This is a genomic window from Brevundimonas sp. KH_060 (genome assembly GCF_057838275.1).
Genome location: NZ_CM174463.1, coordinates 2,778,814 through 2,800,130, shown reverse-complemented (window position 1 = coordinate 2,800,130; position 21,317 = coordinate 2,778,814). Strand labels below are relative to the sequence as shown.

The following is a 21,317-nucleotide window of genomic DNA, read 5'->3' as shown; positions in this document are numbered from 1 at the left end:
GGCGGACCGCTACGGGTTAAAGGCCTTCGACGCGGCGTCCCGCGTGGGTGAGGCGTCGAGCCTGGCTGACGAAGCGTTCCATTGCCTTTAGAGGCTGGACCCAGGCGCGGTGAAAGTCAAACCGCGCTCTCTGGAGTCGATGTCGCATGACTGATCAATCCCTTGTGAAGCCGCCGCTCGTCATGGGCATCGTCAACGTCACGCCGGACAGCTTTTCCGACGGCGGGCGGCACGCCACGACCGAGGCGGCGCTGGCTCACGCGCTGAAGCTGATCGACCAGGGCGTCGATGTGCTGGACATTGGGGGCGAAAGCACGCGGCCCGGCTCGGACCCGGTCGATGAAGCCGAAGAGATCGCCCGCGTTACGCCCCTGATCGCTGCGATCCGCACGCGTTGGGACGGCCGGATCAGCATCGACACCATGAAGCCCGGCGTCGCCCGCGCCGCCGTCGCCGCCGGGGCGACGATGTGGAACGACGTCACGGCCCTGGGCCATGCGCCTGACAGTCTGGCGACCGCTGCTGAACTGGGCTGCGAGGTGGTGCTGATGCATATGAAGGGCGCGCCCAAGACCATGCAGGACGATCCGCGCTATGACGACGTCGTGGCCGAGGTCGCGGCCTATCTGGCGGCGCGGGCCGAGGCGGCCATGGCGGCGGGCGTGGCGCGCGAACGCATCTGGCTGGACCCCGGCATCGGCTTCGCTAAGACGACGGCGCATAATCTGACGCTGACGGCCCGGCTGGACGTCTTCGTCGACCTGGGCTTTCCCGTGCTCTACGCCGCCAGCCGCAAGCGTCTCATCCAGGGCGTGGATGAGACGGCGCTTCTTGCGGAAGACCGCCTGGGCGGCTCTGTGGCCCTGGCGCTGGAGGGCGCGCGACGCGGCGCCTGCATGGTGCGGGTCCACGATGTGCGCGAGACCGTCCAGGCGCTGAAGCTTCAGGCGGCGGTGACGGCGGCTGGCTGAGCCTCAGCCCTTCCAGTCGGGCAGAACCTGGTCGGGGAAGCGATCGACGATGAAGGTCGGCTCGATCGCTCGCTCCAGCCACAGCTTGGCGCCGGCCAGGACCAGGGTGAAGCCTTCCATGGCGTCCAGCGCGGCCTTCACCCCCTCGTCCCTGGCGGGGAAGCCGCGATTGAAGATCTCGACCCAGGTCGTCTTGCCGCGTGCTTCGAAGCGCCACTCGACCTCGGTCGGCTGATCATCAAGATTCCAGTCGATGAGGATGCGCTGATTGACCTGAACGTCCTTGACCAGGACGCGGGTCGAAACGCCGTACATCCCCCAGGTCCATGTCACAGTCGCCCCCGGCGACAGGCGGCGATCGCCATGGGTGAACCAGAACCACGACGTCACCCCTGGTTCTGTAAAGGCTTGATAAACCTCGTCTACGGGGCGTCGGATCAGTATTCCGGTATGAACCACGGGCGTCGACATTCAGACCCACTCTTTTCGGGGAATCGAGGCGGCAACGCTTGTGATGGAAGAATTGTTTCTGTGTTGCGAATAAAAGAATGCAACCTGAACGGTAACTCAAGATCATTGAACCCTGACATGTCCTAAGCGTGTTGCCGATCGGTGTTCGCAAGAATTTCGACGCTGGTGTGTTGTCGCGCATAGATCGGAATGCTGATCAGGGCTGACAGCTCTCGCTGTAGGAAGGGCAGGCCCTTGTCTGAATGTGCGCCATCCGCCATTCAGCCGTCATGTCTTGGCTTTTGTCTCTTAATCCCTGGCTGGTTCTCGTCGTGGCGGGCCTGTTCGAAGTGGGCTGGGCGTCCGGCGTCAAATACGTCGGCGTGCAGCGGCCGCTGATTTCGCTGGGCGTGGCTGTCGCCTTGGCCGCCAGCATGGTCGGGTTGTGGGCGGCGACGCAACGCCTGCCGGTCGGCACGGCCTACGCTGTCTGGACGGGCATCGGCGCCGTGGGCGCGGCGGTGGTCGGCGTGGCCGTCTATGGCGAGCCGGCGACGGCGGTGCGGGCGGTCTGCATCCTGCTGATCGTCGCGGGCATCGTCGGGCTGAAACTGTTCTCGGGCGTGACGGCATGAGCGAAATCCCTCAAGCCGCTTCCGACCGCGCCGGAGACGACAAGGCGCTGAAAAGAGGCCGGGTGCTCATCCTGGCCGGCTCCGACTCCGGCGGCGGGGCGGGCATTCAGGCCGACATCAAGGCCGTGACCATGCTGGGCGGGTTCGCCGCCACCGCGATCACCGCCATCACCATACAGAACACCCTGGGCGTTCACGGCGTGCACCCCGTGCCGCTGGACGTCATTGAGGCTCAGGCCAAGGTGGTGCTGGACGATATCGGCGCGGACGCCTTGAAGACCGGCATGCTGGGTTCGGTCGAGGTGGTGGAGAGGGTCGCCGGCCTGATCGATTATGCGATGGGCGTCCCGGCCGTGATCGACCCCGTGATGATCGCCAAGGGCGGTTCGCCCCTGCTGGAGGACCGCGCCGTCGAGGCCGTGCGCCGCCTGATGGTGCCGCGCGCGGCGCTGCTGACGCCCAATGCGCCGGAGGCCGAGGCCCTGACCGGGCTGACGGTCGCCGATCTGGACGGCCAGCGCCGGGCGGGCGAGGCGCTGTTGAACATGGGCGCGCGCGCGGTCCTGATGAAGGGCGGCCATGTGCCGGGCGAGACGGTGGTCGATCTGCTGCTGACCGCCGACGGCGAGACGGTGCTGGAGAGCGAACGGGTCGAGACGCGCCACACCCACGGCACTGGCTGCACCCTGGCCAGCGCCTGCGCGGCGGGGATCGCCAAGGGCCTGCCTCTGCCGGTCGCCGTCGCTGAGGCCTGGGCCTATGTCGCCGAAGCCATCCGTCGCGCGCCGGGTCTGGGCCAGGGCCACGGCCCGCTGGATCACGCCTGGCCGGTGCGGGGCTGAGGCCGCTTGGCGCGGCGTCGGAATCGCCCTCACTGGACAGCATGACCCTGGAAGCCCGCCTGATCGAGATCGTCCGCGCTGATGCGGGCCTGATGCATGTGTTGACCGTGATGCGGGGCCTGGATCTGCCCGACTGGCGGCTGTTCTCCGGGGCCGTTTATCAGGCGGTGTGGAACGTCCAGACGGGCCGCCCGGTCGGCTATGGGATCAAGGACTACGACATCGGCTATTTCGACGCAGACACGTCCTGGGACGCTGAGGACGCCGTCATCAAGCGCGTCGCCGCCGCCTTTGAACCGCCCCTGCGCGATCAGGTCGAGGTGCGGAACCAGGCGCGGGTCCATCTGTGGTTCGAGGGCAAGTTCGGCGAGCCTTATGATCCCCTGACCTGCACCGACGACGCCCCGGCCCGTTTCGTCGCCCCGGCCTTCGCCGTCGGCGTGCGGCTGGAGGCGGACGACCGCCTCAGCGTGATCGCGCCCTTCGGGCTGGAGGACGTATTCGCCATGACGATCCGCCCCAATCCGACGCGCGGCCTGGCCAAGGGCTGGGATCGGGCAGTCGCCAACGCCCGCGGCCGCTGGCCCGAGATCACGGTCGTCGACGGCGCTCAGGCGACGGCGTAGCGCGCCGTGATTCCGTCCGGCTGGAAGTCGTGGGCCGTCAGCCGGTCCAGCGAGGCGAGAACTCGCGCGGCGAAGGCTTCGGGATCGCCGTCCTCGACGGCGGGGCGCAGCCAGTCGGTGACGACGGCGCGCGCCGGATAGGTTCCGACCGGGCCGGGCACGCTGAGCGCCACCTCAATGCCCTCGGCGATCCAGCCCGCCACGGTGATGAAGACCTCCATCCCCACCAGAAAGTCCGTGCGGCGCAGGACATAGAGGGTGATGACCCCGTCCTCGACTCCATCGGGACGCACGATGACGCCGCTGCGATCCGGCCGCCAGTCGTCCGACAGCTCCACCGCCCGCCACAGGCAGAACCAGACACGACAGGTCTGCGGCCGGATCTCATGCACCGAGCATCCCGCGCCATCGACGCAATAGGCGCACAACTCGCCTGTCGGCTTGGCCAGTTCAGGCAGGTTCAGCGGAATCGCGCGGCAGCATTCGACGCAGCCGCCGCAGGTCCGGTCAGGAAGAAGAGGCAGGGACATGGGCGGGGTTTAGCGCAAGGCGGCGGAGAATGCGCGGGGGCGATCCGGTGCCGGTCAAGCGGTCCGTCTCGGTTCAACCCGGTCCCCCGAACCAGAGACGAATGTCGTGGCCCGGATGGATCAACAGCAGGCGACGGATCGGTCTGGAACACGAAGTCCTTGGCGCCTTTGGCCGGTGATGGCGAAAGGGTGAGAGGCTCTCGCCGCATCTCCGCTGAATTCCGAAGAGAATCCGGCTAGAGTCGCTTTATGCATGGTCGTTTTCCGATCCTCTACATCGCCGAGGCTGACGCCGAGGAGGCGGTCCTGTCGTCGGGGGCGTTGGCCCAGCTTGTCGAGGCCATCCCGCAGGCGACCTTCACCGTCGTGGGCTCGCCGGCCAGCGCGCCTCTGTTCGCCGACCTGCCGCGTCTTCAACGGCTGATCACCCTTGACCGCGACGGACGCTGGGATTGGATCGCCCTGTGGAACCAGGTGCGCGAGACCAACTGGGGGCTGGTGGTCGACATGCGCGGCTCGACCCTGTCGGGCAAGCTGCGGCGTCAGCGCCGAGCGGTGAAGGAAAAGGCGCTTCCGGGCGTGCATCTGGTTGAACAGGCGGCGCGGACCTTGCAGCTGGATGAAATTCCGGCGCCGAAGCTGTTCATCAGCCGCGATACACAGGAGGCCGCCGACGTCCTGATCCCGCCGGGTTCGGGCCCGATCCTGGCCATCGGGCCGGGCGCCGACTGGATCGGCAAGCGCTGGCCCGCCGACCGCTACGCTAAGATCGCCATCTCCCTGCTGGGCGAGGGCGGACCGCTGGCGGGCGGGCGACTGATGATCGTGGGCGAGGAGGCCGACCGCGACGCGGCCCAGACCGTTCGCTCGGCGGTCAAGCGCGACCGGGTGATCGAACTGCAGGGGCGGCTGACGCGGCTGCAGACGGCGGCGGCCCTGTCGCACGCGGACCTCTATCTGGGCGGCGATTCCCTGTGGACCCAACTGGCCGTGGCGGCGGGTGTTCCGACGGTGGCGGTCTTCGGCCCCTCGGACGAGACGCTGAAACGCCCGTGGACCGGCGTCGCCGTACGCGGTCCGCGCACCCTGGACGAGTTCCGCGAACTGGACCCGCGCCTGAACCAGCACATCCAGCACATGATGGACCTGCCCTATGAGCGGGTGCTGAAGGCGGCGAAAAAGCTGCTGGCCGAACGGGCGTCCTGATCGCCCCTCGGCTTGCGTCTCCAAGCCTTCGGCGCGCATAAGCGCCGGAACTTCAGGAGATGCGCGCGATGACCCAGACCTATGACCTGATCGTTCGGGGCGGCGAGGTGGCCAATCACGCCGGGCGGGGCAAGGCCGACGTCGGCGTCATCGATGGCCGCATCGCCTTCATCGGCGACCTGTCCCAGGCTTCGGCGGGCGAGGTGTTCGACGCGACCGGCCTGACCGTCCTGCCGGGCGTCATCGACACCCAGGTCCACTTCCGCGAGCCGGGGCTGGAATGGAAGGAAGACCTCGAGACCGGCAGCCGCGCGGCGGCTCTGGGCGGCGTCGTCGCCGTGTTCGAGATGCCGAACACCAACCCCAATACGACCGATCCCGACACCATGGCCGACAAGCTGGCGCGGGCAAACAACCGTATGTGGACAGACCACGCCTTCTACGTCGGCGGCACGCATGAGAACGCCGAGCATCTGGCCGATCTGGAGCGTCTGCCGGGCTGCTGCGGGGTCAAGGTCTTCATGGGCGCCTCGACCGGAGACCTGTTGATCGCCGACGACGAGGGCGTGCGTAAAGTTCTGTCGAACGTGCGCCGCCGCGCCACCTTCCACTCGGAAGACGAATACCGCCTGGTCGAGCGCCGCAACCTGGCCCGCACCGGCGACTGGACCAGTCACCCGGAAGTCCGCGACGCCGAGAGCGCCATCATGTCCACCCGCCGTCTGGTCGGGCTGGCCAAGGAAACCGGCGCCCGCATCCACGTCCTGCACGTCACGACACGCGACGAGATGGAGTTCCTGCGCTTCCACAAGGACGTCGCTACGGTCGAGATCACGCCCCAGCACCTGACGCTGGTCGCGCCGGAAGCCTATCAGCGCCTCGGCGCCTACGCCCAGATGAACCCGCCGATCCGGTCGCAGGAGCATGTCGACGCCCTGTGGCTGTGGGGCATGCAACAGGGCGTGGCGGACGTGCTGGGTTCCGACCACGCGCCGCACACCAAGGAAGAAAAGTCCAAGCCCTATCCGGCCTCGCCCTCGGGGATGCCGGGGGTGCAGACCCTGGTGCCGCTGATGCTGACGCATGTGGCGCATGGCCGCCTGTCGCTCGAACGCTTCATCGACCTGACGTCTGGCGGGGCGCAGCGGGTGTTCGGTACGGCCAACAAGGGGCGGATGGCCGTCAGCTATGACGCCGACCTGACCATCGTCGATCTGAAGGCGAAGAAGACCATCACGCACGATCAGCAGGCGACGCGCTGCGGCTGGACGCCCTTCGACGGCTTCGAGGCGACGGGTTGGCCGGTGGCCACCATCGTGCGCGGCCGCGTGGTGATGAAGGACGGCGAACTGATCGGTCAGGCCCACGGTCAGCCGGTGCGCTTCCAGGAGACGCTGGCGGGGTGAGCGCCCTCAAGCCAAAGCTCGGCCTGATCGGTTTCGGCGCCTTCGGGCGATTGACGGCGAAGCATCTGTCGCCGTGGTTCGACATCCACGCGCATGATCCGGCTGTCAGCGACGGCGAGGGGCTGGCGCGGCTGACCACGCTGGAAGAGGCGGCCGCCTGTCCGGCGGTGGTGCTGGCCGTTCCGGTCGGCGTGCTGGCGGAAACGGTTGCGGTGATCGCGCCGCATCTCGCGCCGGACGCCCTGATCCTCGACGTGGGTTCGGTGAAGGTGAAGCCGGCCAAGGTCATGCTGGATGGCCTGCCGCAGGGTGTTCAGATCGTCGGCACTCACCCATTGTTCGGCCCCCAGAGCGGCAAGGACGGCATTGCGGGGCTGAGAATCGCCGTCTGTCCGGTGCGCGGCGACAAGGCGGCGTGGCGTACGGCCGCCTTCTGCCGCAAGGCGTTGGGGCTCAAGGTCTTCGTCGTCACGCCCGAGGATCACGACCGCGAAGCGGCGACGGTGCAGGGGCTGACCCATCTGATCGTCAAGGTCCTGCTGGCGATGGAGCCGCTGCCGACGCGCATGACCACGACCAGCTTCGAGCGCGTCATGCAGGGCGTCGACATGGTCCGTCACGACAGCGCTGCGGTGTTCCGCGCCATCGAACACGACAACCCCTTCGCCGCCGAGGTCCGCCGCCGCTTCTTTGACCTGGCTGAACAGGCGCGGGCGGAGCTGGACGGGTAACCGTCTCAGCGCGCCTTCAGGATGAAGTCGGCCACGGCGGGAACGACCTCGGCGCCCAGCGGGATCGAGGCGTCGCCATAGGTGGCGGCGTTGCCAGCCGGGTCCGCAGGAGCCTGACGTAGGATGTGGTTCAAGCCCTCGAAGACAATCCGTTCGGCCTTGGGTTGGGCTGCCAGAAGCATCTCGCTGTTTGCTGGAACCACCTGGATGTCGGTCGAGCCGTGGCCCAGCAGAACCGGACGATCATAGGCGGCGATCAGGGCCTGGGGGTCCACGACGAAATAGGAGATCAGATAGGGCTGGATCGAGGGACGGAACAGCGCGGCCAGATAGGGCGGGGTCTCCATGACGGTGCGTCCGGCCTCCATTTCGCTCAGGATATGATCGACTTCGGGTTTGACGGCGGGCGGCAGCTTGGGCTCGAGCTGGCGACGGAGTTCGATATTAGCGCGCACGCCGACCGGCGACAGCAGGACCAGACCGCAGACGCCCGGATTGTCGGCCGCTGCCGCCTGGGCGATCAGGGCGCCTTCCGAATGGCCGATCAGCCAGACGCAGGGCGCGCCGGTCTTCTGGGCCGTCTGTCGGGCCCAGGCTTTGGCGTCGTCGATGAAGGTGTCGAAGGTGAGGTTTGCCTCACCGGTCGCCGCGGGGGCGCTAGCGGCGATGCCGCGCTTGTCGAAGCGGACGGTGGCGATCCCGCGTTCGGCCAAGCCCTCGGCCAGTTGGTGATAGACGCCGCCGGTTACCCCGACGGGGCTATTCCCGTCGCGGTCGGTCGGGCCCGATCCGGCGATGATGACGGCGGCGGCCCGCATCTGGCCTTCGGGCGTCAGCAGGGTTCCCTGAAGGGCGGCGGGCGTCGAGGCCAGTTCGACGGGCGTCGAAACCGGCGAAAGCAACAGGGCGGCGGCGAGGGTCAGCATGGTCGTCTCCGTCGTGAGGTTGTTAAGTGATCAGAAGGGCTGGCGGTCGGGATCGGTGCGCCAGACGCGCCAGCTCTCGAACCCGGACCAGAGGGCGGCGATCAGGACGCCGACGATCAGGGCGATCATGCCGGCGGGCTGGGCGATGAAGGGGCTGGCGATCAGACCGAGCGCTCCCAGCCAGAACACCAACCGGCCGGCCAGCCGATTGGAGCGGTCCCAGGCCAGTCGCGACTTATAGGCCCAAGGAGTCTTCACGCCGATGAAGGGGTTGGGGCTGACGCGGCCCAGAACTGCGCCCGCGATCAGGAGGATGAACCCGAGGAAGGCCATGGCGATGCCCGGAGGGCTCACGCCTGACGTGGCAGCCGGGCCGAGGCTGGCCCAGGCGATGAAGGCGCAAACCGCGCCCAGAATGATGCTCGACATCCATTGCCCGCCCCGCAGGCCCTTGCGGCGGACCGGGTCCGCGACAGAATCGGCCTGACGTCCGGTCATCCAGCCGACCAGCAGATTGAGCAGCGCCAGTCCTGCCAGAACAGCCGCGAGCTCATAGCGGCTGCCGTAACGATCGGCCTGCCCGGTTGCGTCGAAATGCACTGGGATCGGCGTCTCGGGGCCATAGATCGCGATCCAGGCCGCCCCCGTCAGGATCAGGAGCGAGACGATGGCGGCGGCCGTGTCGGCCAGCGTGGGGTTCTTCATCATGGCTCTTTCTCCTCCTCGTCGGTTTTGCCTGTTCCGCTCAGGTCCATCAGGAAGGCCAGAGCCTCTTCGACGGCCGAGATCTCCAGCCGGTAGCGGATCGACTGGCCGTCGCGTTCGGTGCTGACTAGTTCGGCCTCCTTGAGCGCATTCAGATGCCCGGTGACCGTCGGCCAGCTCATGTCGAAGGCCGCAGCGATCTCGCCCGAGGACAGGGGGCCGGAGCGCAGCATGGCGATGATGCGTCGCCGCACCGGATGCGACAGGGCTTTGAACAGGCTGTTCATAGGAAAGAATCTAATTAGGGTTTTCCCTAAATTCAATCCGCGTTCGCCCAGGCGCGACTGGCCTTCGGCGGTCGCCCGGCCTATGGCTGAGGTTGTTTTACCTGCTGCGAGTCGTTCTCATGGAAATCCGCGATCAGATCGTTCTCATCACCGGCGGCGCGCGCGGCGTGGGTGCGGCGGCGGCGCGGGCTTTTGCGGGGCAGGGCGCGCGGGTGGCGATCAACTGGCGCAGCAGCGGCGAGCGGGCCGAGGCGCTGGCGGCGGAACTGGGCGAGCGCGCCCTGGCCGTTCAGGCTGATGTGACGGATCGCGCGGCGGTGGACGCCATGGTCGCCAGGGCCCAGGCGCATTTCGGCGGGGCGGTCAGCACCGTGGTCAACAATGCGCTAGACTACAGCTTCAACGGCGACGCCCGGGCCCAGATGGCCGACATTCCGTGGGAAGACATGGAGCGTCAGTTCGCGACGGTGATCCGCGGCGCCCTGAACGTCATTCAGGCCACGGCGCCGGGCATGGGCGCGCAAGGCTTCGGCCGGGTCATCAACATCGGGACGAACCTGTTCCAGAATCCGGTCGTACCCTATCACGACTACACCGCCGCCAAGGCCGCCTTGCTCAGCCTGACACGGACGGCGGCGGGCGATCTGGGACCGTCGGGGATCACCGTCAACATGATCTCGGGCGGCCTGCTGCGGACGACCGACGCCAGCGCAGCGACGCCTGAGGCGGTGTTCGACCTGATCGCCAGCATGACGCCGCTGCGGTCGGTGACGACGCCGGAAGAGTTCGCCGACGCCGCCCTCTTCTTCGCCTCGCCGTGGAGCCGGGCGGTGACGGGGCAGAATCTGGTGGTCGACGGCGGGCTGGTGCGGGATTAAGTCGGCCTGACGGTAGGGCCTCAACTAGGACGGATATCATGAGCGGCGTCATTCTGATCACCGGAGCCACCTCGGGCATCGGCCGGGCGGCGGCGCGCCGTTTCGCGGGCGCGGGCTGGAAGGTGATCGCCACCGGCCGCCGTCAGGAACGTCTGGATGAACTGGTCGCTGAGCTGGGCGCGGATCTGGTTCACGCCGCCCCCTTCGACATGCGCGACGAGGCCGCCATCGACGCGGCGCTGGACGCCCTGCCCGAAGGCTTCCGCGACATCGACGTGCTGATCAACAACGCCGGGCTGGCGCTGGGCACGGCGACGGCGCAGGAGGCCGATCTGGCCCAGTGGCGCCAGATGATCGACACCAACATCACCGGCCTGGTGACGCTGACCCACCGCCTGCTGCCGCGCCTGATCGCGCGCAAAGGGGCGATTCTGAACATCAGTTCGGTGGCCGCAACCTATCCCTACAAGGGCGGCAACGCCTATGGCGGGACGAAGGCCTTCGTGCGCCAGTTCTCGCTGGGGCTGCGCTCGGACCTGCACGGGACGGGGGTGCGCGTCACCTCGATCGAGCCGGGCATGGCCGAGACGGAGTTCACCCTGGTCCGCACCGGCGGCGACCAGGCGGCGTCGGACACCCTTTATGGCGGGGCGGCGCCGATGACGGGCGAGGACATCGCCGAGACTCTGTTCTGGGTCGCGACCTTGCCGGCGCACCTGAACATCAACGCGCTGGAGCTGATGCCGGTCAGCCAGTCCTTCGCGGGTTTTCAGGTGGCGCGGGACTGACCCCGACGGGGCCGGTCGCCAATCGGCCCTCTTTTCTTTATAGGGGCGGGCCATGAGCCAACATCCGCCGCACCGGTTTTCCATCGCTCCCATGATGGACTGGACCGACCGCAATTGTCGGGCGTTTCACCGCGCGCTGAGCACGCGCGCCCTGCTCTATACGGAGATGGTGACGGCCCCGGCGGTGATCCACGGCGATCGCGACCGCCTGCTGGGCTTTGATGCGGTCGAGCATCCGGTGGCGCTGCAACTGGGCGGGTCGGACCCGGTTCAGCTGGCCGAGGCGGCCAAGATCGGCGAGGCCTATGGCTATGACGAGATCAATCTGAACGTCGGCTGCCCTTCGGATCGAGTGCAGTCGGGCCGGTTCGGCGCCTGCTTGATGCGCGAGCCGGAACTGGTGGCCGACTGCATGGCGGCGATCAAGGAGGCGGTCGGCGTCCCCGCCACCGTCAAATGCCGCATCGGCGTCGACGATCAAGACCCTGAGATCAGCCTGTTCGCCACGGTCGACGCCTCGGCGGCGGTGGGGATCACCAGCTTCGTCGTCCATGCGCGCAAGGCGTGGCTGAAAGGCCTGTCGCCCAAGGAGAACCGGGACGTGCCGCCGCTGGACTATGCGCTGGTGCGGCGTCTGAAGCGCGAGCGGCCGCATCTGACCATCTGCATCAACGGCGGCATCGGCGATCTGGATCAGGCCGAGGCGCATCTGAAGGCTGATGACGGCGTGCAGTTGGACGGCGTGATGCTGGGCCGGGCCGCCTATCACGAGCCGGCCCTGATGGGGCAGGTGGATCGCCGCATCTTCGGCGAGGCTGTCGAAGACGTCGATGTGTTCGAGGCGCTGGAGCGCTATCGCCCCTATATGGCCGCGCGGCTGGACGAAGGCGCGAACCTGGCCGGCATGACCCGGCACATGCTGGGTCTGATGCACGGTCGGGCAGGGGCGCGCGCCTTCCGCCGCATCCTGACGGTCGAGGGCGTGAAGCTCGGCGCGGGGCTGGAGGTCGTCGATCGCGCGGTCGAAGCCGTGCGCGAGGCCGAGGCGCGCAAGGCGGCCTAAATGTCTTTCTCCTCCCCACGCAGTGGGGAGGCGGATCGGCGGCGCAGCCGCCGAGACGGAGAGGCCGCTTGGTTCCGCGCAGCCTTTTTTATCCCGCAAGCTGTTCCTGGTTCCGCCGTATAGGCCCCTCCACCACTTCGTGGTCCCCCTCCCCATTGCATGGGGAGGAAAAGGCTGACGGCGCGGCGGCGGACGGCTAAGCCATTGGTCATGACTCTCCCTCTGTCCGAACTCGCCCTTATGCTCGCCGCCCTGGTCGGGGCGGGGGCGGTCGCGGGCGTGATCGGCGGCCTGTTCGGTGTCGGCGGCGGGACGGTGCTGGTGCCGGCGCTGTTCTACGCCTTCTCGGTGCTGGGCGTGGGAGGCGAGAGCAATCTGCATGTCGCCATCGGCACCTCCCTGCTGACCATCGTCGCCACTTCGCTGCGATCCCTGGCGACGCACCGGGCGCATGGGGCGGTGGACGAAACGGTCTTGAAGACCTGGACGCCGTGGGTGGCGTTCGGCGGCCTGATCGGGGCGGCGGTGGCGGGCTTCACCTCGATGGAGGGGCTGGCGATCGTCTATGGCGTCTGCCTGCTGCTGATCGCGGCGCAGATGGGGCTGCTGCCCGAGCGGTTCACCCTGCGAAAGGATCTGCCGGCGGGCTGGGGGCGGCGCGGCGTGGGTACGGGCATAGGCTTGCTGTCGGCCATGATGGGCGTGGGCGGCGGCAGCTTCGGCGGCATGACCATGACCCTGTGCGGGCGGCCGATCCATCAGGCGGTGGCGACGGCCTCGGGCTTCGGCCTGGCCATCGGATCGGCGGCGGCGCTGGGGTTCGCCGTGTTCGGCTGGGACGCGCCGGGGCGACCGCCGCTGTCGCTGGGCTATGTCAATGTGCCGGCGGCGGTGATCATGGGGCTGTTGACGGCGCTGACGGCGCCCTACGGCGCGCGGCTGGCGCACCGGCTGGATCGCAAGATGCTGCGCCGCGCCTTTGCGGTCTATCTGCTGCTGACGGCTCTGTCGGTGGTGCTGAAGGCGCTGTGAGCGCGATTAAGTAGATGCCCGCAGGCGGCCGCTAACACTTTGTCGAACAAGCGCGGGCTAGGAGCGAGGCTGAACCTCTCTCCCCGAGCCTTAAAGTCATGTTGCAGAACCTGTCGGTCCCCAAGAAGCTGATCCTGTCCTTCATGGCGGTGATCGCGGCGTGCGGGGCGGCGACCCTGATCGTCCTGTGGTGCGTTGCCTCCTTGCAGAGGGCCGATGCGGCGGACACGGCCTCGCGTGAGGTGATGAAGGCGTCGGATCGTCTGATGGCCGCGGCCGTCGAGCAGCAGAACGCCATGCGCGGCTATGTCGCCAGCCGCGACCCCGGCTTCATCGAAGCCTTCAATCAGGGCGGCGTGGACGTGAAATCGCGGATGGCGGATCTGGCCGCCTCGGACGTCGAAGGCGCCTATGCCGCCGAGCAGACGGCGCTGATCGCCGCCACGGCCGCCTTTGAGAAGAGCGCCTCGGATGTCATCGCCCTGGCGCGCGACCCGGCGACGCATGAAGCCGCCCTGACCCAATTGGCCTCGGCTGCGCGCCTGTCGGACATTCGCCAGGCGGTCGGTTCTATCCGCGAGAAGGAAGCCGTTCAGGCCCAGGCCCGCGCCGAGGCCAAGGCCTTCGCCTTCACTGAAGCCTATATCGCCTTCGTCGTGGGCGGGTTGTTGGCCCTGGGCATCGCCGTGGGCGCGGCCCTGTGGTTGATCGGCGCCCTGAGCCGTCCGGTCGAGGCCATGACCCGTGCGATGGGACGTCTGGCCGGCGGGGATCTGAACGTCGCCATTCCGGCGGTCGGTCGTCGCGACGAGATCGGCCGCATGGCCGACGCTGTCCTGACCTTCAAGCAGAACGCGGAGGAGAAGGTGCGTCTGGAAGCCGAGGCCGAGGCCGCGCGCGTCGCCGCCGAAGCCGAACGCCAGGCCCAGGCCGAGCGCGACGCCGAGGCCGCCCGCCAGCAGGCCCGCGTGGTCGAGGGCGTGGCCAAGGGGCTGGATCGGCTGTCGCACGGCCAACTGGCTTTCCGCCTCAACGACCCGTTCGCACCTGAGTATGAGGGGCTGCGCACCGACTTCAACGCGGCGATGGACAAGCTGCAGGGCGTGATGCGGATCATCGTCGAGCGCGCCGCCGCCATCGGCGCCAGCGCCCGCGAGATTTCACAGGCGTCCGACGATCTGTCGCGCCGCACCGAACAGCAGGCCGCCAGCCTGGAAGAAACCGCCGCCGCCCTGGAGCAGATCACCGCCACCGTGGCTCGTTCGGCCGAGGGCGCGACGGAGGCGGGCGGCGTGGTGCGCGGCGCCCAGTCCGAGGCGGTGGACGGTCAGGCCGTGGTCGGCCGCGCCATCGCCGCCATGGGCGAGATCGAACGCTCCTCGTCCGAGATCGGCGCCATCATCGGCGTGATCGACGAGATCGCCTTCCAGACCAACCTGCTGGCGCTGAACGCGGGCGTCGAGGCGGCGCGCGCGGGCGACGCCGGACGCGGCTTCGCCGTGGTGGCTTCGGAAGTACGCGCCCTGGCGCAGCGCTCGGCCTCGGCGGCCAAGGAGATCAAGACCCTGATCACCGAGTCGGGCCGTCAGGTCGGCGCGGGCGTGGCCCTGGTCGGCGACACCGGCCATGCGCTGGAGCGCATCGCTGGTCAGATCCAGCGCCTGACCGTCATCGCCGAAGAGATCGCGGCTTCCTCGCACGAGCAGTCCAGCGGTTTGCAGCAGGTCAATATCGCTGTGAACCAGATGGATCAGGTCACTCAACAGAATGCTGCGATGGTCGAGGAATCGACCGCCGCCAGCCACGCCCTGGCCTCCGACGCGGTCGAGCTGGATCGCATGATGGGGCAGTTTGCCCTGGACGACGCGCGCGACCTGGATGCGCGCGGTCGGATGGACGCCCTGGCGCGAGCCGTGGCCTAAGGCGCCAAATTCTCCCTCCCCTTCATGGGGAGGGAGAGACGCGCGCTTTCGTGCTTACGCCGCCGCCTTCAGCGCCACTGCGTTCAGCGCCTGGGTCAGGTCGGCCAGAATGTCGTCCTGATGCTCAAGCCCGACCGACAGGCGCAGCAGGCCGTCGGTGATGCCGGCCGTCACGCGCGCCTCGGGCGTCATGGCGGCGTGGGTCATGGTGGCCGGGTGGGCGACCAGGCTTTCGACCCCGCCCAGGGATTCGGCCAGGGTGAAGACCTCCAGCCGCTCGATCACCTGACGCACCGCCTCGGTCCCGCCGACCAGTTCGAAGCTGAGCATGGCGCCCGGACCAGACTGTTGGCGCGCCGCCAGATCGTGGCCGGGGTGGCTGGTCAGTCCCGGATAATGGACGGCCTTGACCGCCGGGTGCAGCTCCAGAACAGCCGCGACCAGGCTGGCCGTGGCCTGCTGACGCTCGATGCGGGTGAACAGGGTGCGCAGTCCGCGCAGCGTCTGATAGGCGTCGAACGGCGAGCCGGTGACGCCCAGGCAGTTGGCCCACCAGGCCAGCTGTTCATGATCGGCGGGATCGGCCGCGACCACGGCGCCGCCGACCACGTCGGAATGGCCGTTGATGTATTTGGTGGTCGAGTGGACCACGATGTCGGCGCCCAGCTCCAACGGCCGCTGCAGGGCCGGCGACAGGAAGGTGTTGTCGCACACGACCTTGGCCCCCACGGCGTGGGCGCGGCGACAGACATCGGCGATGTCGGTGACGCGCAACAGGGGGTTGGACGGCGTCTCGACCAGCACCAGCTTGCAGCCGTCGATCAGGGCGGCGTCCAGCGCCGCGCTGTCGTTCTGATCGACGAAGGCGACGCGGAAGTGGCCCTTCTTGGCGCGGGCGCACAGCAGGCGGTGGGTGCCGCCGTAGCAGTCGTGCGGCGCGATCAGCAGGTCGCCCGGCTCCAGCAGGCTGAGCGGCAGATCGACCGCCGCCATGCCGGTGGCGGTGATGACGGCGCCGGCGCCGCCCTCCAGCTCGGCCAGGGTCTCGGCCAGGACGTCGCGGGTCGGATTGCCCGAGCGCGAATAGTCGTATTTGCGGGGCTGGCCGAAGGCGGCGAAGGAATAGTTGGACGACAGATACAGCGCCGGCATGACCGCGCCGTGGGCCGTGTCCGTATCGACGCCCGAGCGGGCGGCGATGGTGCGGGGATCGGCGGGACGGGCGCGGCTCATTGGTCGATGTCCTTCAGTACGGAGGTCAGGATGTCGCCGACCAGGGCGTCTTCCTTCAGGAAGGCGTCGTGGCCGTAGACGGAAGCGTGCTGTTCAAAGCGCCAGAGGTTGGGCAGGCGGTCGGCCAACTCCTGTATGTCCTCGATCGGGCACAGGCGGTCGGTGGTGAAGCCGATCAGGGTGACGGGGGCGCTGATGGCCTCGGGCTCGACGCGGTGGCGGTCGATGGAGTCCGACAGGGTCAGCCAGCGGGCGGGGGTGGTGCGGTCGCGATAGGCCCGGCCGCGCGCCGTCAGGTAGTCGCACACCGGATAGGCCTGACCCGCATGGCTGGGGGCTTCGGAATCGAAGCGGTCGCCGAACTCTTCCTGGGTGCGATAGGTGGTCATGGCCAGCTCGCGCGCCAGGCCGACGGCCTGATCGATACGGCCGGTCTCCAGGCCCAGTTGCAGGATGCGGCGCTGGATGCCGCGCCAGGCGGTGGCCAGCGGGTGCGGGCGGTGGGCGGCGGACACCACCACCAGCTGCTCGGCCCAGTCGGGGAACAGCTCGCCGAAGGCCAGGGCGATCATGCCGCCGTAGGAACAGCCGATGAAGGCTGCGACCTTCTCGACGCCCAGATGGTCCAGCAGCAGGGCCAGAAGCCGGGCCTGATCCTGGGTGGTGATGGTCAGGGGAGCCTTCGGCTCCTTGACGCCTTCGCCGAATTCCGGCGCGAAATCAAAAGCCAGAACGCGGAAGCGGGTCAGGTCGATCGGGGCGCGCACGCCCACGGCGCCGGACCACCACCCCAGCCCCTTGGTCTCGGTGCGATGGACGTAGCGGTCGGCGGAAATGCCGCCCGCCACCACGATCAGGGGGGCGTTGGCCTTGCCGTGCAGGCGGCCGATGATCTGCTTCTGGATCAGGGTTCCGCCGAAATCGAGTTCGAAGCCGTCCGGGATGGAGACGACCACGTCATGAGCCCCGTCGCGCGACAACAGCTTGGACGGACGGCGTGCGGAACCGGACCGACAGGCGGGCTCTTCGGCGGCGGCGATGGGGTCGATCAGGGCCAGGGTCATGGGTCTCGGTCACTCAGCAAAACGGCTCGCCAAGGAACCCATGCAGTGACAGACCGTGGAGCGTCGCCTCGTCGATGCTCCACCCATCTCTCGCGGTTTTCAGGTCGCCCTGAAAACCCCGCAGGAGTTGGCACCGTTTCGGGCGGAACCCGATGGTTGCCCCGGCGTCAAAGGGCCTAATCCCTCAGCCGGTCTTGATGAGTGAGCTTACGGTGCGGTTGCGAAGAGCGCCGGTCAAGTGAAAAATTTAACCTCATTTCGCCGCCAGTTGCTCATATGGATGGCGAAAACGGCCTATCTTGGCGATGTCGCGAAAAATTCTTTCGAGACGGGGTTGACGCGGCGCGGCGCTCTGGCTCACCCTAAGGCACGATTTTCAACCGGACGCCGCCTGTGCCTTACCGCCTCGCCAGCATGAAGACGATCGCGATCGCCGCCTCGGCGACGGGCCTCTTCGCGTCCATGATTACGACCACCGGTACCACCACCATGCCCTTGCGGGCGGGGACCGGATGATGCGCGCCGTCTAGGCGAGAAAACGCAGAAAACCGATCACCCGCCCGGACCCCCGGGCGGGTTTTTTATTGGCCCGAACCCACCCCCGATCACCGCCGACTTCTCTCAAAATTCTCCCAGATTCAGCCTTCAGGAAACCGCCATGTCCGCCTCTCTCGCCCTCGTCGCCGATCAGTCGAAACCGGTTGAAGCCCTTGTTCCCGCCGCCGACGTGGTGGTGCTGAAGTTCGGCTCTTCGGTCCTGCGCGACGCCGCCCAGGCGCCTGCCGTCGCCAGCGAAATCTACGGCCACGTCCGCGCCGGCCGTAAGGTGGTGGCGGTGGTTTCGGCTCTGGCCGGCCAGACGGATCAGCTGCTGGCTGATGCCCGCAGCCTGGGTCTGGATCACGAGAACGAACTGCTGCCCGCCTATGTCGTGCTGGGCGAGGAAAAGGCCGCGGCTCTGGTCGCGGTCGCATGCGACCGGGTCGGACTGGACGCTGTCGGCCTGTCGGTGCGCGAACTGGGCATTGTGGCGGAGGGGCCGGCCCAGCACGCCCGTCCCGTATCGCTGAAGGGCGAGCGTCTGCATCAGGCCCTGGCCGAGCATGAGGTGGTGGTGGTTCCGGGCTTCGGCGCGGTGCGCTCGAACGGCCGGGTGGCCCTGCTGGGTCGGGGCGGATCGGACCTGACGGCCGTGGTGCTGGCGGCTGAATTGGGTCTGAAGCGGGTGCGGCTGGTGAAGGATGTCGATGGCCTCTACGACCGCGATCCGGCCTGCGAGACGGGCACGCCGCTGCGCTATCGCCGCGCCAGCTGGGAGACGGCGCGTCAGGTCGGCGGCGCCCTGGTTCAGCACGACGCCATCGACCTGGCTGAGGCGCGCGGCGTTGACATCGAAGTCGCTGCACTCGGCCGCGCCGAGGGCACCATCGTCGGCGAACGCGGCGCCCCTCCCGGCCCGGTGCAGGCGGCGGAGCCGCTGAAGGTCGCGGTGGCCGGTTGCGGCGTCGTCGGCGGCGGTCTGCTCAGCCGCCTGCTGCCGGACGACCGCTTTGAAGTGGTCGGCGTGCTGGTGCGCAACCTCTTGAAAAAGCGCGACGTATCGGCGCCCGCCGAGCTGTTCACTAATGATGTCGAGGCCCTGCTGGCGAAGAAGCCGGACCTGGTGCTGGAGGCCCTGTCGGAGGGGGAGGCGGGTCACGCCCTGATCCGCCGCGCGCTGGAGGCGGGCTGCGACGTGGTCAGCGCCAACAAACAGGCCGTGGCCCGTGATCCCAAGGGGCTTCAGGCCCTGGCCGACGCCAACGGCTGTCGCGTCGCCTGGTCGGCCTCGGTCGGCGGCGGCTCGCCGATGATCGAGACGCTGCGCGCCGCCCGCGCCGCCGGGCCGGTGGCCGGTTTCGAGGCGGTGCTGAACGGCACGGTCAACTTCATGCTGCAGCGTTTGGGCGAGGGGGCGACCTTCTCCGACGCCCTGGCCGACGCCCGCGCCGCCGGTTTCGCCGAGGAAGATCCCTCGTCCGACCTGGAAGGCTTCGACGCCGCCGCCAAGGTCAAGTTGCTGTCCTTTGAGGCCTTCGGCCGCTCGCCTGACGACCTGCCGCGCGACGTCCTGGCGGCCGAGACGCCGCTGGGCGACAGGCCGGTGCGCCAGATCGGCGCCTGTTTCGAACGCGACGGCGAACTGGACCCCTATGTCCGTCTTGACGGCGAACTGGAAGACGCGCTCTTCCTGTCGCTGAACGGAGAGCGCAACGCCTTGAAGGTCTATGGTCAGGACGGCCGGGTGTGGACGTGCAAGGGGCGCGGCGCCGGGCGCTGGGCCACGACCGAGAGCGTGCTGGCTGATGTCGCCGATGTCATGCGCGCCCGGCGCGCCGCTGCGGAGCTTGTCTAGTCATGGCCGTCTTCACGCCCGTCACGCCGCAACAGGCCGACGACTATCTCATGCGCTACCCTCTCGGCGGGTTGGTCGAACTGACCCCGATCGCCGAGGGGGTCGAGAACACCAACTACCGCCTGGTGACGGATCAGGGCGCCTATGTCCTGACCCTGTTCGAGGGGCGGACCGAGGCCTCGGCCCTGCCGTTCTGTCTCGGTCTGACGGGACGGCTGGCGGCGCAGGGGTTCCCGACGCCCGCGCCCGTCGCAGATCTGCACGGCCAGGTGATCGGCCGCCTGAACGACCGCGCGGCCGCCATCGTCGAATGGACGCCCGGCGCCTGGAAGCGCCAGCCGACGGACAAGGACCAGTATCGCGCCGGTCAGGTTCTGGCCTTGCTGCATCTGGATGCGGCCGATTATGAAGGCGTGCGCGAGAACCCGGTCGGGCCGCGCGCCTGGGCCGATCTGGCCGCGCGCTGCGACACGGTCGCCGCGAGCGAGGATCGCCGGATGCTGGAGCAGATGCAGCGTCTTCTGCCCGATCTGGCCCAGCCGTGGAGCGATCCGTCGCTGCCGCGCGGCCCGATCCACGCCGACTACTTCCCCGACAACGTCCTGTTCGCTGTGAACGAGCACGGGGCGACCGACGTGGGGGGCGTGATCGACTTCTACTTCGCCTGCGTCGATGTGCTGGCCTATGACTTGGCCATTGCGCTCAGCGCCTGGGGGTTCGACGCCGAGGGGCGGCCTCTGCCGTCGGCCCTGCGCGCCTTCCAGAAGGGCTATGAGTCGGTGCGGCCCCTGTCGGACGCCGAGCGTCAGGCCCTGCCGGAACTGGGCGCGGCGGCGGCGGTGCGCTTCACCCTGACGCGCCTGCATGACCGGCTGTTCCACGACCCGACCAACCTGGTTACGCCCAAGGACCCGGCGCCCTTCTTCCGGCGGCTGGACTACTGGAAGGCGGCGGAACCGGCCTGAACGCCGTCCATGTCGTAGAGGGCTAGGGCTACGCCTAATAGGACCAGTGCGCCGCCGATGATGATATCGGCCTTTCGTCGGTGTTGCAGCACCCGGCGGCGTACTTCGGCCTGGGATAGGAAGACGGCGACTGCACCGAACCAGATCTGGTGGGACAGGGAGATCACGGCGCCGTAGCCCAGTTTTACGAACGAAGACGCGTCGGCACCTCCGACCTGGGCGTACAGACTGATGATGAAGATCGCGGTCTTGGGGTTGAGCGCATTGGTCAGCAGCCCGCGGGCGAAGGCGCGCCCTCCCTTGACCGAAGGGGTCTCGCTGGCAGCGGGAGCAGGCGGCGCGGGGGTCTTCAGCGCCATTCCGACGCCCATGTAGATCAGATAGGCGGCGCCGATCAGGCGCACGACATCCAGAAGATTGGGAAACGTACGCGACAGCAGCGTCAGTCCGAACGCCGCATAGGCTATGTGCAGCCAGCAGGCCGCGGCTACCCCCGCTGCGACCATCAGTCCGGCGCGCCGTCCTTCGACTGCGCTGGTTCGCGATACCATGGCGAAGTCGGCACCGGGGCTGATGACGGCCAGCCAGACCACGCTGAGGACTATGAAGAACTGACTCATCGCGTGCCGCTCAAAGGTTGAAGACGAGGTTTTTGTCGCCCG

General features: G+C 68.2%; 22 protein-coding genes and 1 riboswitch. Of the genes, 14 read left to right on the top strand and 8 right to left on the bottom strand.

Going from position 1 to position 21,317, the window contains the following annotated elements:
* The first annotated feature begins 146 nt into the window (after positions 1–146).
* Positions 147–971 (top strand): dihydropteroate synthase, encoded by an 825-nt coding sequence (gene folP / locus AC3IPP_RS13870; protein WP_489177414.1) that lies wholly within the window; start codon positions 147–149, stop codon positions 969–971.
* 3 nt (positions 972–974) lie between these two features.
* On the opposite strand, the gene AC3IPP_RS13865 is transcribed toward folP, so the two are convergent.
* The gene (locus AC3IPP_RS13865; RefSeq protein WP_489149388.1) at positions 975–1,442 is read right to left on the bottom strand and encodes an SRPBCC domain-containing protein; all 468 of its coding nucleotides are present in this window, start codon (positions 1,440–1,442) and stop codon (positions 975–977) included.
* Positions 1,443–1,711: 269 nt separating this feature from the next.
* Here AC3IPP_RS13865 and AC3IPP_RS13860 point away from each other — a divergent pair, with 269 nt between their 5' ends.
* The 3 genes from AC3IPP_RS13860 to AC3IPP_RS13850 are packed head-to-tail and all read left to right on the top strand — an operon-like array spanning position 1,712 to position 3,524.
* On the top strand, positions 1,712–2,056 hold the full coding sequence (locus AC3IPP_RS13860; RefSeq protein ID WP_087140888.1) for a DMT family transporter: 345 nt from the start codon (positions 1,712–1,714) through the stop codon (positions 2,054–2,056).
* Complete coding sequence (gene thiD, locus AC3IPP_RS13855; RefSeq protein ID WP_489149387.1) at positions 2,053–2,898, top strand: bifunctional hydroxymethylpyrimidine kinase/phosphomethylpyrimidine kinase; 846 nt, start codon at positions 2,053–2,055, stop codon at positions 2,896–2,898. Before AC3IPP_RS13860 ends, thiD begins: the two co-directional genes overlap by 4 nt.
* 41 nt (positions 2,899–2,939) lie before the next feature.
* The gene (locus tag AC3IPP_RS13850) at positions 2,940–3,524 is read left to right on the top strand and encodes a nucleotidyltransferase family protein (protein WP_489149386.1); all 585 of its coding nucleotides are present in this window, start codon (positions 2,940–2,942) and stop codon (positions 3,522–3,524) included.
* Here AC3IPP_RS13850 and AC3IPP_RS13845 read toward each other — a convergent pair.
* On the bottom strand, positions 3,509–4,054 hold the full coding sequence (locus AC3IPP_RS13845; protein ID WP_489149385.1) for a hypothetical protein: 546 nt from the start codon (positions 4,052–4,054) through the stop codon (positions 3,509–3,511). The genes AC3IPP_RS13850 and AC3IPP_RS13845 overlap by 16 nt on opposite strands.
* 249 nt (positions 4,055–4,303) lie before the next feature.
* Here AC3IPP_RS13845 and AC3IPP_RS13840 point away from each other — a divergent pair, with 249 nt between their 5' ends.
* The 3 genes from AC3IPP_RS13840 to AC3IPP_RS13830 all read left to right on the top strand — a co-directional run bounded on the left by AC3IPP_RS13840 (position 4,304) and on the right by AC3IPP_RS13830 (position 7,397).
* On the top strand, positions 4,304–5,260 hold the full coding sequence (locus AC3IPP_RS13840; RefSeq protein ID WP_489149384.1) for a glycosyltransferase family 9 protein: 957 nt from the start codon (positions 4,304–4,306) through the stop codon (positions 5,258–5,260).
* Between the two features lie 68 nt (positions 5,261–5,328).
* The gene (locus AC3IPP_RS13835) at positions 5,329–6,666 is read left to right on the top strand and encodes a dihydroorotase (protein ID WP_489149383.1); all 1,338 of its coding nucleotides are present in this window, start codon (positions 5,329–5,331) and stop codon (positions 6,664–6,666) included.
* Positions 6,663–7,397 carry a prephenate dehydrogenase/arogenate dehydrogenase family protein gene (locus tag AC3IPP_RS13830; protein WP_489149382.1) on the top strand — a complete coding sequence of 245 codons (735 nt, stop codon included), beginning with the start codon at positions 6,663–6,665 and terminating at the stop codon, positions 7,395–7,397. Before AC3IPP_RS13835 ends, AC3IPP_RS13830 begins: the two co-directional genes overlap by 4 nt.
* Before the next feature lie 5 nt (positions 7,398–7,402).
* Here AC3IPP_RS13830 and AC3IPP_RS13825 read toward each other — a convergent pair whose 3' ends face one another.
* From AC3IPP_RS13825 to AC3IPP_RS13815, 3 genes are read right to left on the bottom strand one after another with little or no spacing between them, the layout of a single operon-like run.
* Entirely contained in the window at positions 7,403–8,323 is a 921-nt protein-coding gene (locus AC3IPP_RS13825; RefSeq protein WP_489149381.1) for an alpha/beta hydrolase, read from the bottom strand.
* 30 nt (positions 8,324–8,353) lie between these two features.
* A complete protein-coding gene (locus AC3IPP_RS13820) occupies positions 8,354–9,031 on the bottom strand; it encodes an SdpI family protein (RefSeq protein ID WP_489149380.1) in 678 nt (225 codons plus the stop codon).
* Positions 9,028–9,315: a metalloregulator ArsR/SmtB family transcription factor gene (locus AC3IPP_RS13815; protein ID WP_087140862.1), complete on the bottom strand. Its 288-nt coding sequence runs from the start codon at positions 9,313–9,315 to the stop codon at positions 9,028–9,030. Before AC3IPP_RS13815 ends, AC3IPP_RS13820 begins: the two co-directional genes overlap by 4 nt.
* Before the next feature lie 119 nt (positions 9,316–9,434).
* On the opposite strand from AC3IPP_RS13815, the gene AC3IPP_RS13810 reads away from it, so the two are divergent.
* From AC3IPP_RS13810 to AC3IPP_RS13790, 5 genes are all read left to right on the top strand, one after another.
* Entirely contained in the window at positions 9,435–10,193 is a 759-nt protein-coding gene (locus AC3IPP_RS13810; RefSeq protein WP_489149379.1) for a 3-oxoacyl-ACP reductase, read from the top strand.
* A 38-nt stretch (positions 10,194–10,231) separates the two neighbouring features.
* Positions 10,232–10,981 (top strand): SDR family NAD(P)-dependent oxidoreductase, encoded by a 750-nt coding sequence (locus AC3IPP_RS13805; RefSeq protein ID WP_489149378.1) that lies wholly within the window; start codon positions 10,232–10,234, stop codon positions 10,979–10,981.
* A 91-nt stretch (positions 10,982–11,072) separates the two neighbouring features.
* Positions 11,073–12,044, top strand: a complete 972-nt coding sequence (gene dusA, locus AC3IPP_RS13800) for a tRNA dihydrouridine(20/20a) synthase DusA (RefSeq protein ID WP_489177465.1) — start codon at positions 11,073–11,075, stop codon at positions 12,042–12,044.
* 210 nt (positions 12,045–12,254) lie between these two features.
* Entirely contained in the window at positions 12,255–13,076 is an 822-nt protein-coding gene (locus AC3IPP_RS13795; protein ID WP_489149376.1) for a sulfite exporter TauE/SafE family protein, read from the top strand.
* A gap of 98 nt (positions 13,077–13,174) precedes the next feature.
* Positions 13,175–14,998, top strand: a complete 1,824-nt coding sequence (locus AC3IPP_RS13790) for a methyl-accepting chemotaxis protein (RefSeq protein ID WP_489149375.1) — start codon at positions 13,175–13,177, stop codon at positions 14,996–14,998.
* A 54-nt stretch (positions 14,999–15,052) separates the two neighbouring features.
* Here the strand turns inward: AC3IPP_RS13790 and metB are convergent, their stop codons facing one another.
* Both metB and metX read right to left on the bottom strand, forming a co-directional pair.
* On the bottom strand, positions 15,053–16,231 hold the full coding sequence (gene metB, locus AC3IPP_RS13785; protein WP_489149374.1) for a cystathionine gamma-synthase: 1,179 nt from the start codon (positions 16,229–16,231) through the stop codon (positions 15,053–15,055).
* Positions 16,228–17,295: a homoserine O-succinyltransferase MetX gene (gene metX / locus AC3IPP_RS13780; protein WP_489149373.1), complete on the bottom strand. Its 1,068-nt coding sequence runs from the start codon at positions 17,293–17,295 to the stop codon at positions 16,228–16,230. The genes metB and metX overlap by 4 nt, the downstream gene beginning before the upstream one ends.
* An 80-nt stretch (positions 17,296–17,375) precedes the next feature.
* Positions 17,376–17,499: riboswitch (SAM riboswitch) on the bottom strand.
* Between the two features lie 454 nt (positions 17,500–17,953).
* Between metX and AC3IPP_RS13775 the strand changes: the two genes are divergently transcribed.
* Entirely contained in the window at positions 17,954–19,690 is a 1,737-nt protein-coding gene (locus AC3IPP_RS13775) for an amino acid kinase family protein (RefSeq protein ID WP_489149372.1), read from the top strand.
* 2 nt (positions 19,691–19,692) lie between these two features.
* Entirely contained in the window at positions 19,693–20,655 is a 963-nt protein-coding gene (locus tag AC3IPP_RS13770; RefSeq protein ID WP_489149371.1) for a homoserine kinase, read from the top strand.
* On the opposite strand, the gene AC3IPP_RS13765 is transcribed toward AC3IPP_RS13770, so the two are convergent.
* A complete protein-coding gene (locus AC3IPP_RS13765; RefSeq protein ID WP_489149370.1) occupies positions 20,628–21,275 on the bottom strand; it encodes a LysE family translocator in 648 nt (215 codons plus the stop codon). The genes AC3IPP_RS13770 and AC3IPP_RS13765 overlap by 28 nt on opposite strands.
* Between the last annotated feature and the right edge of the window lie 42 nt (positions 21,276–21,317).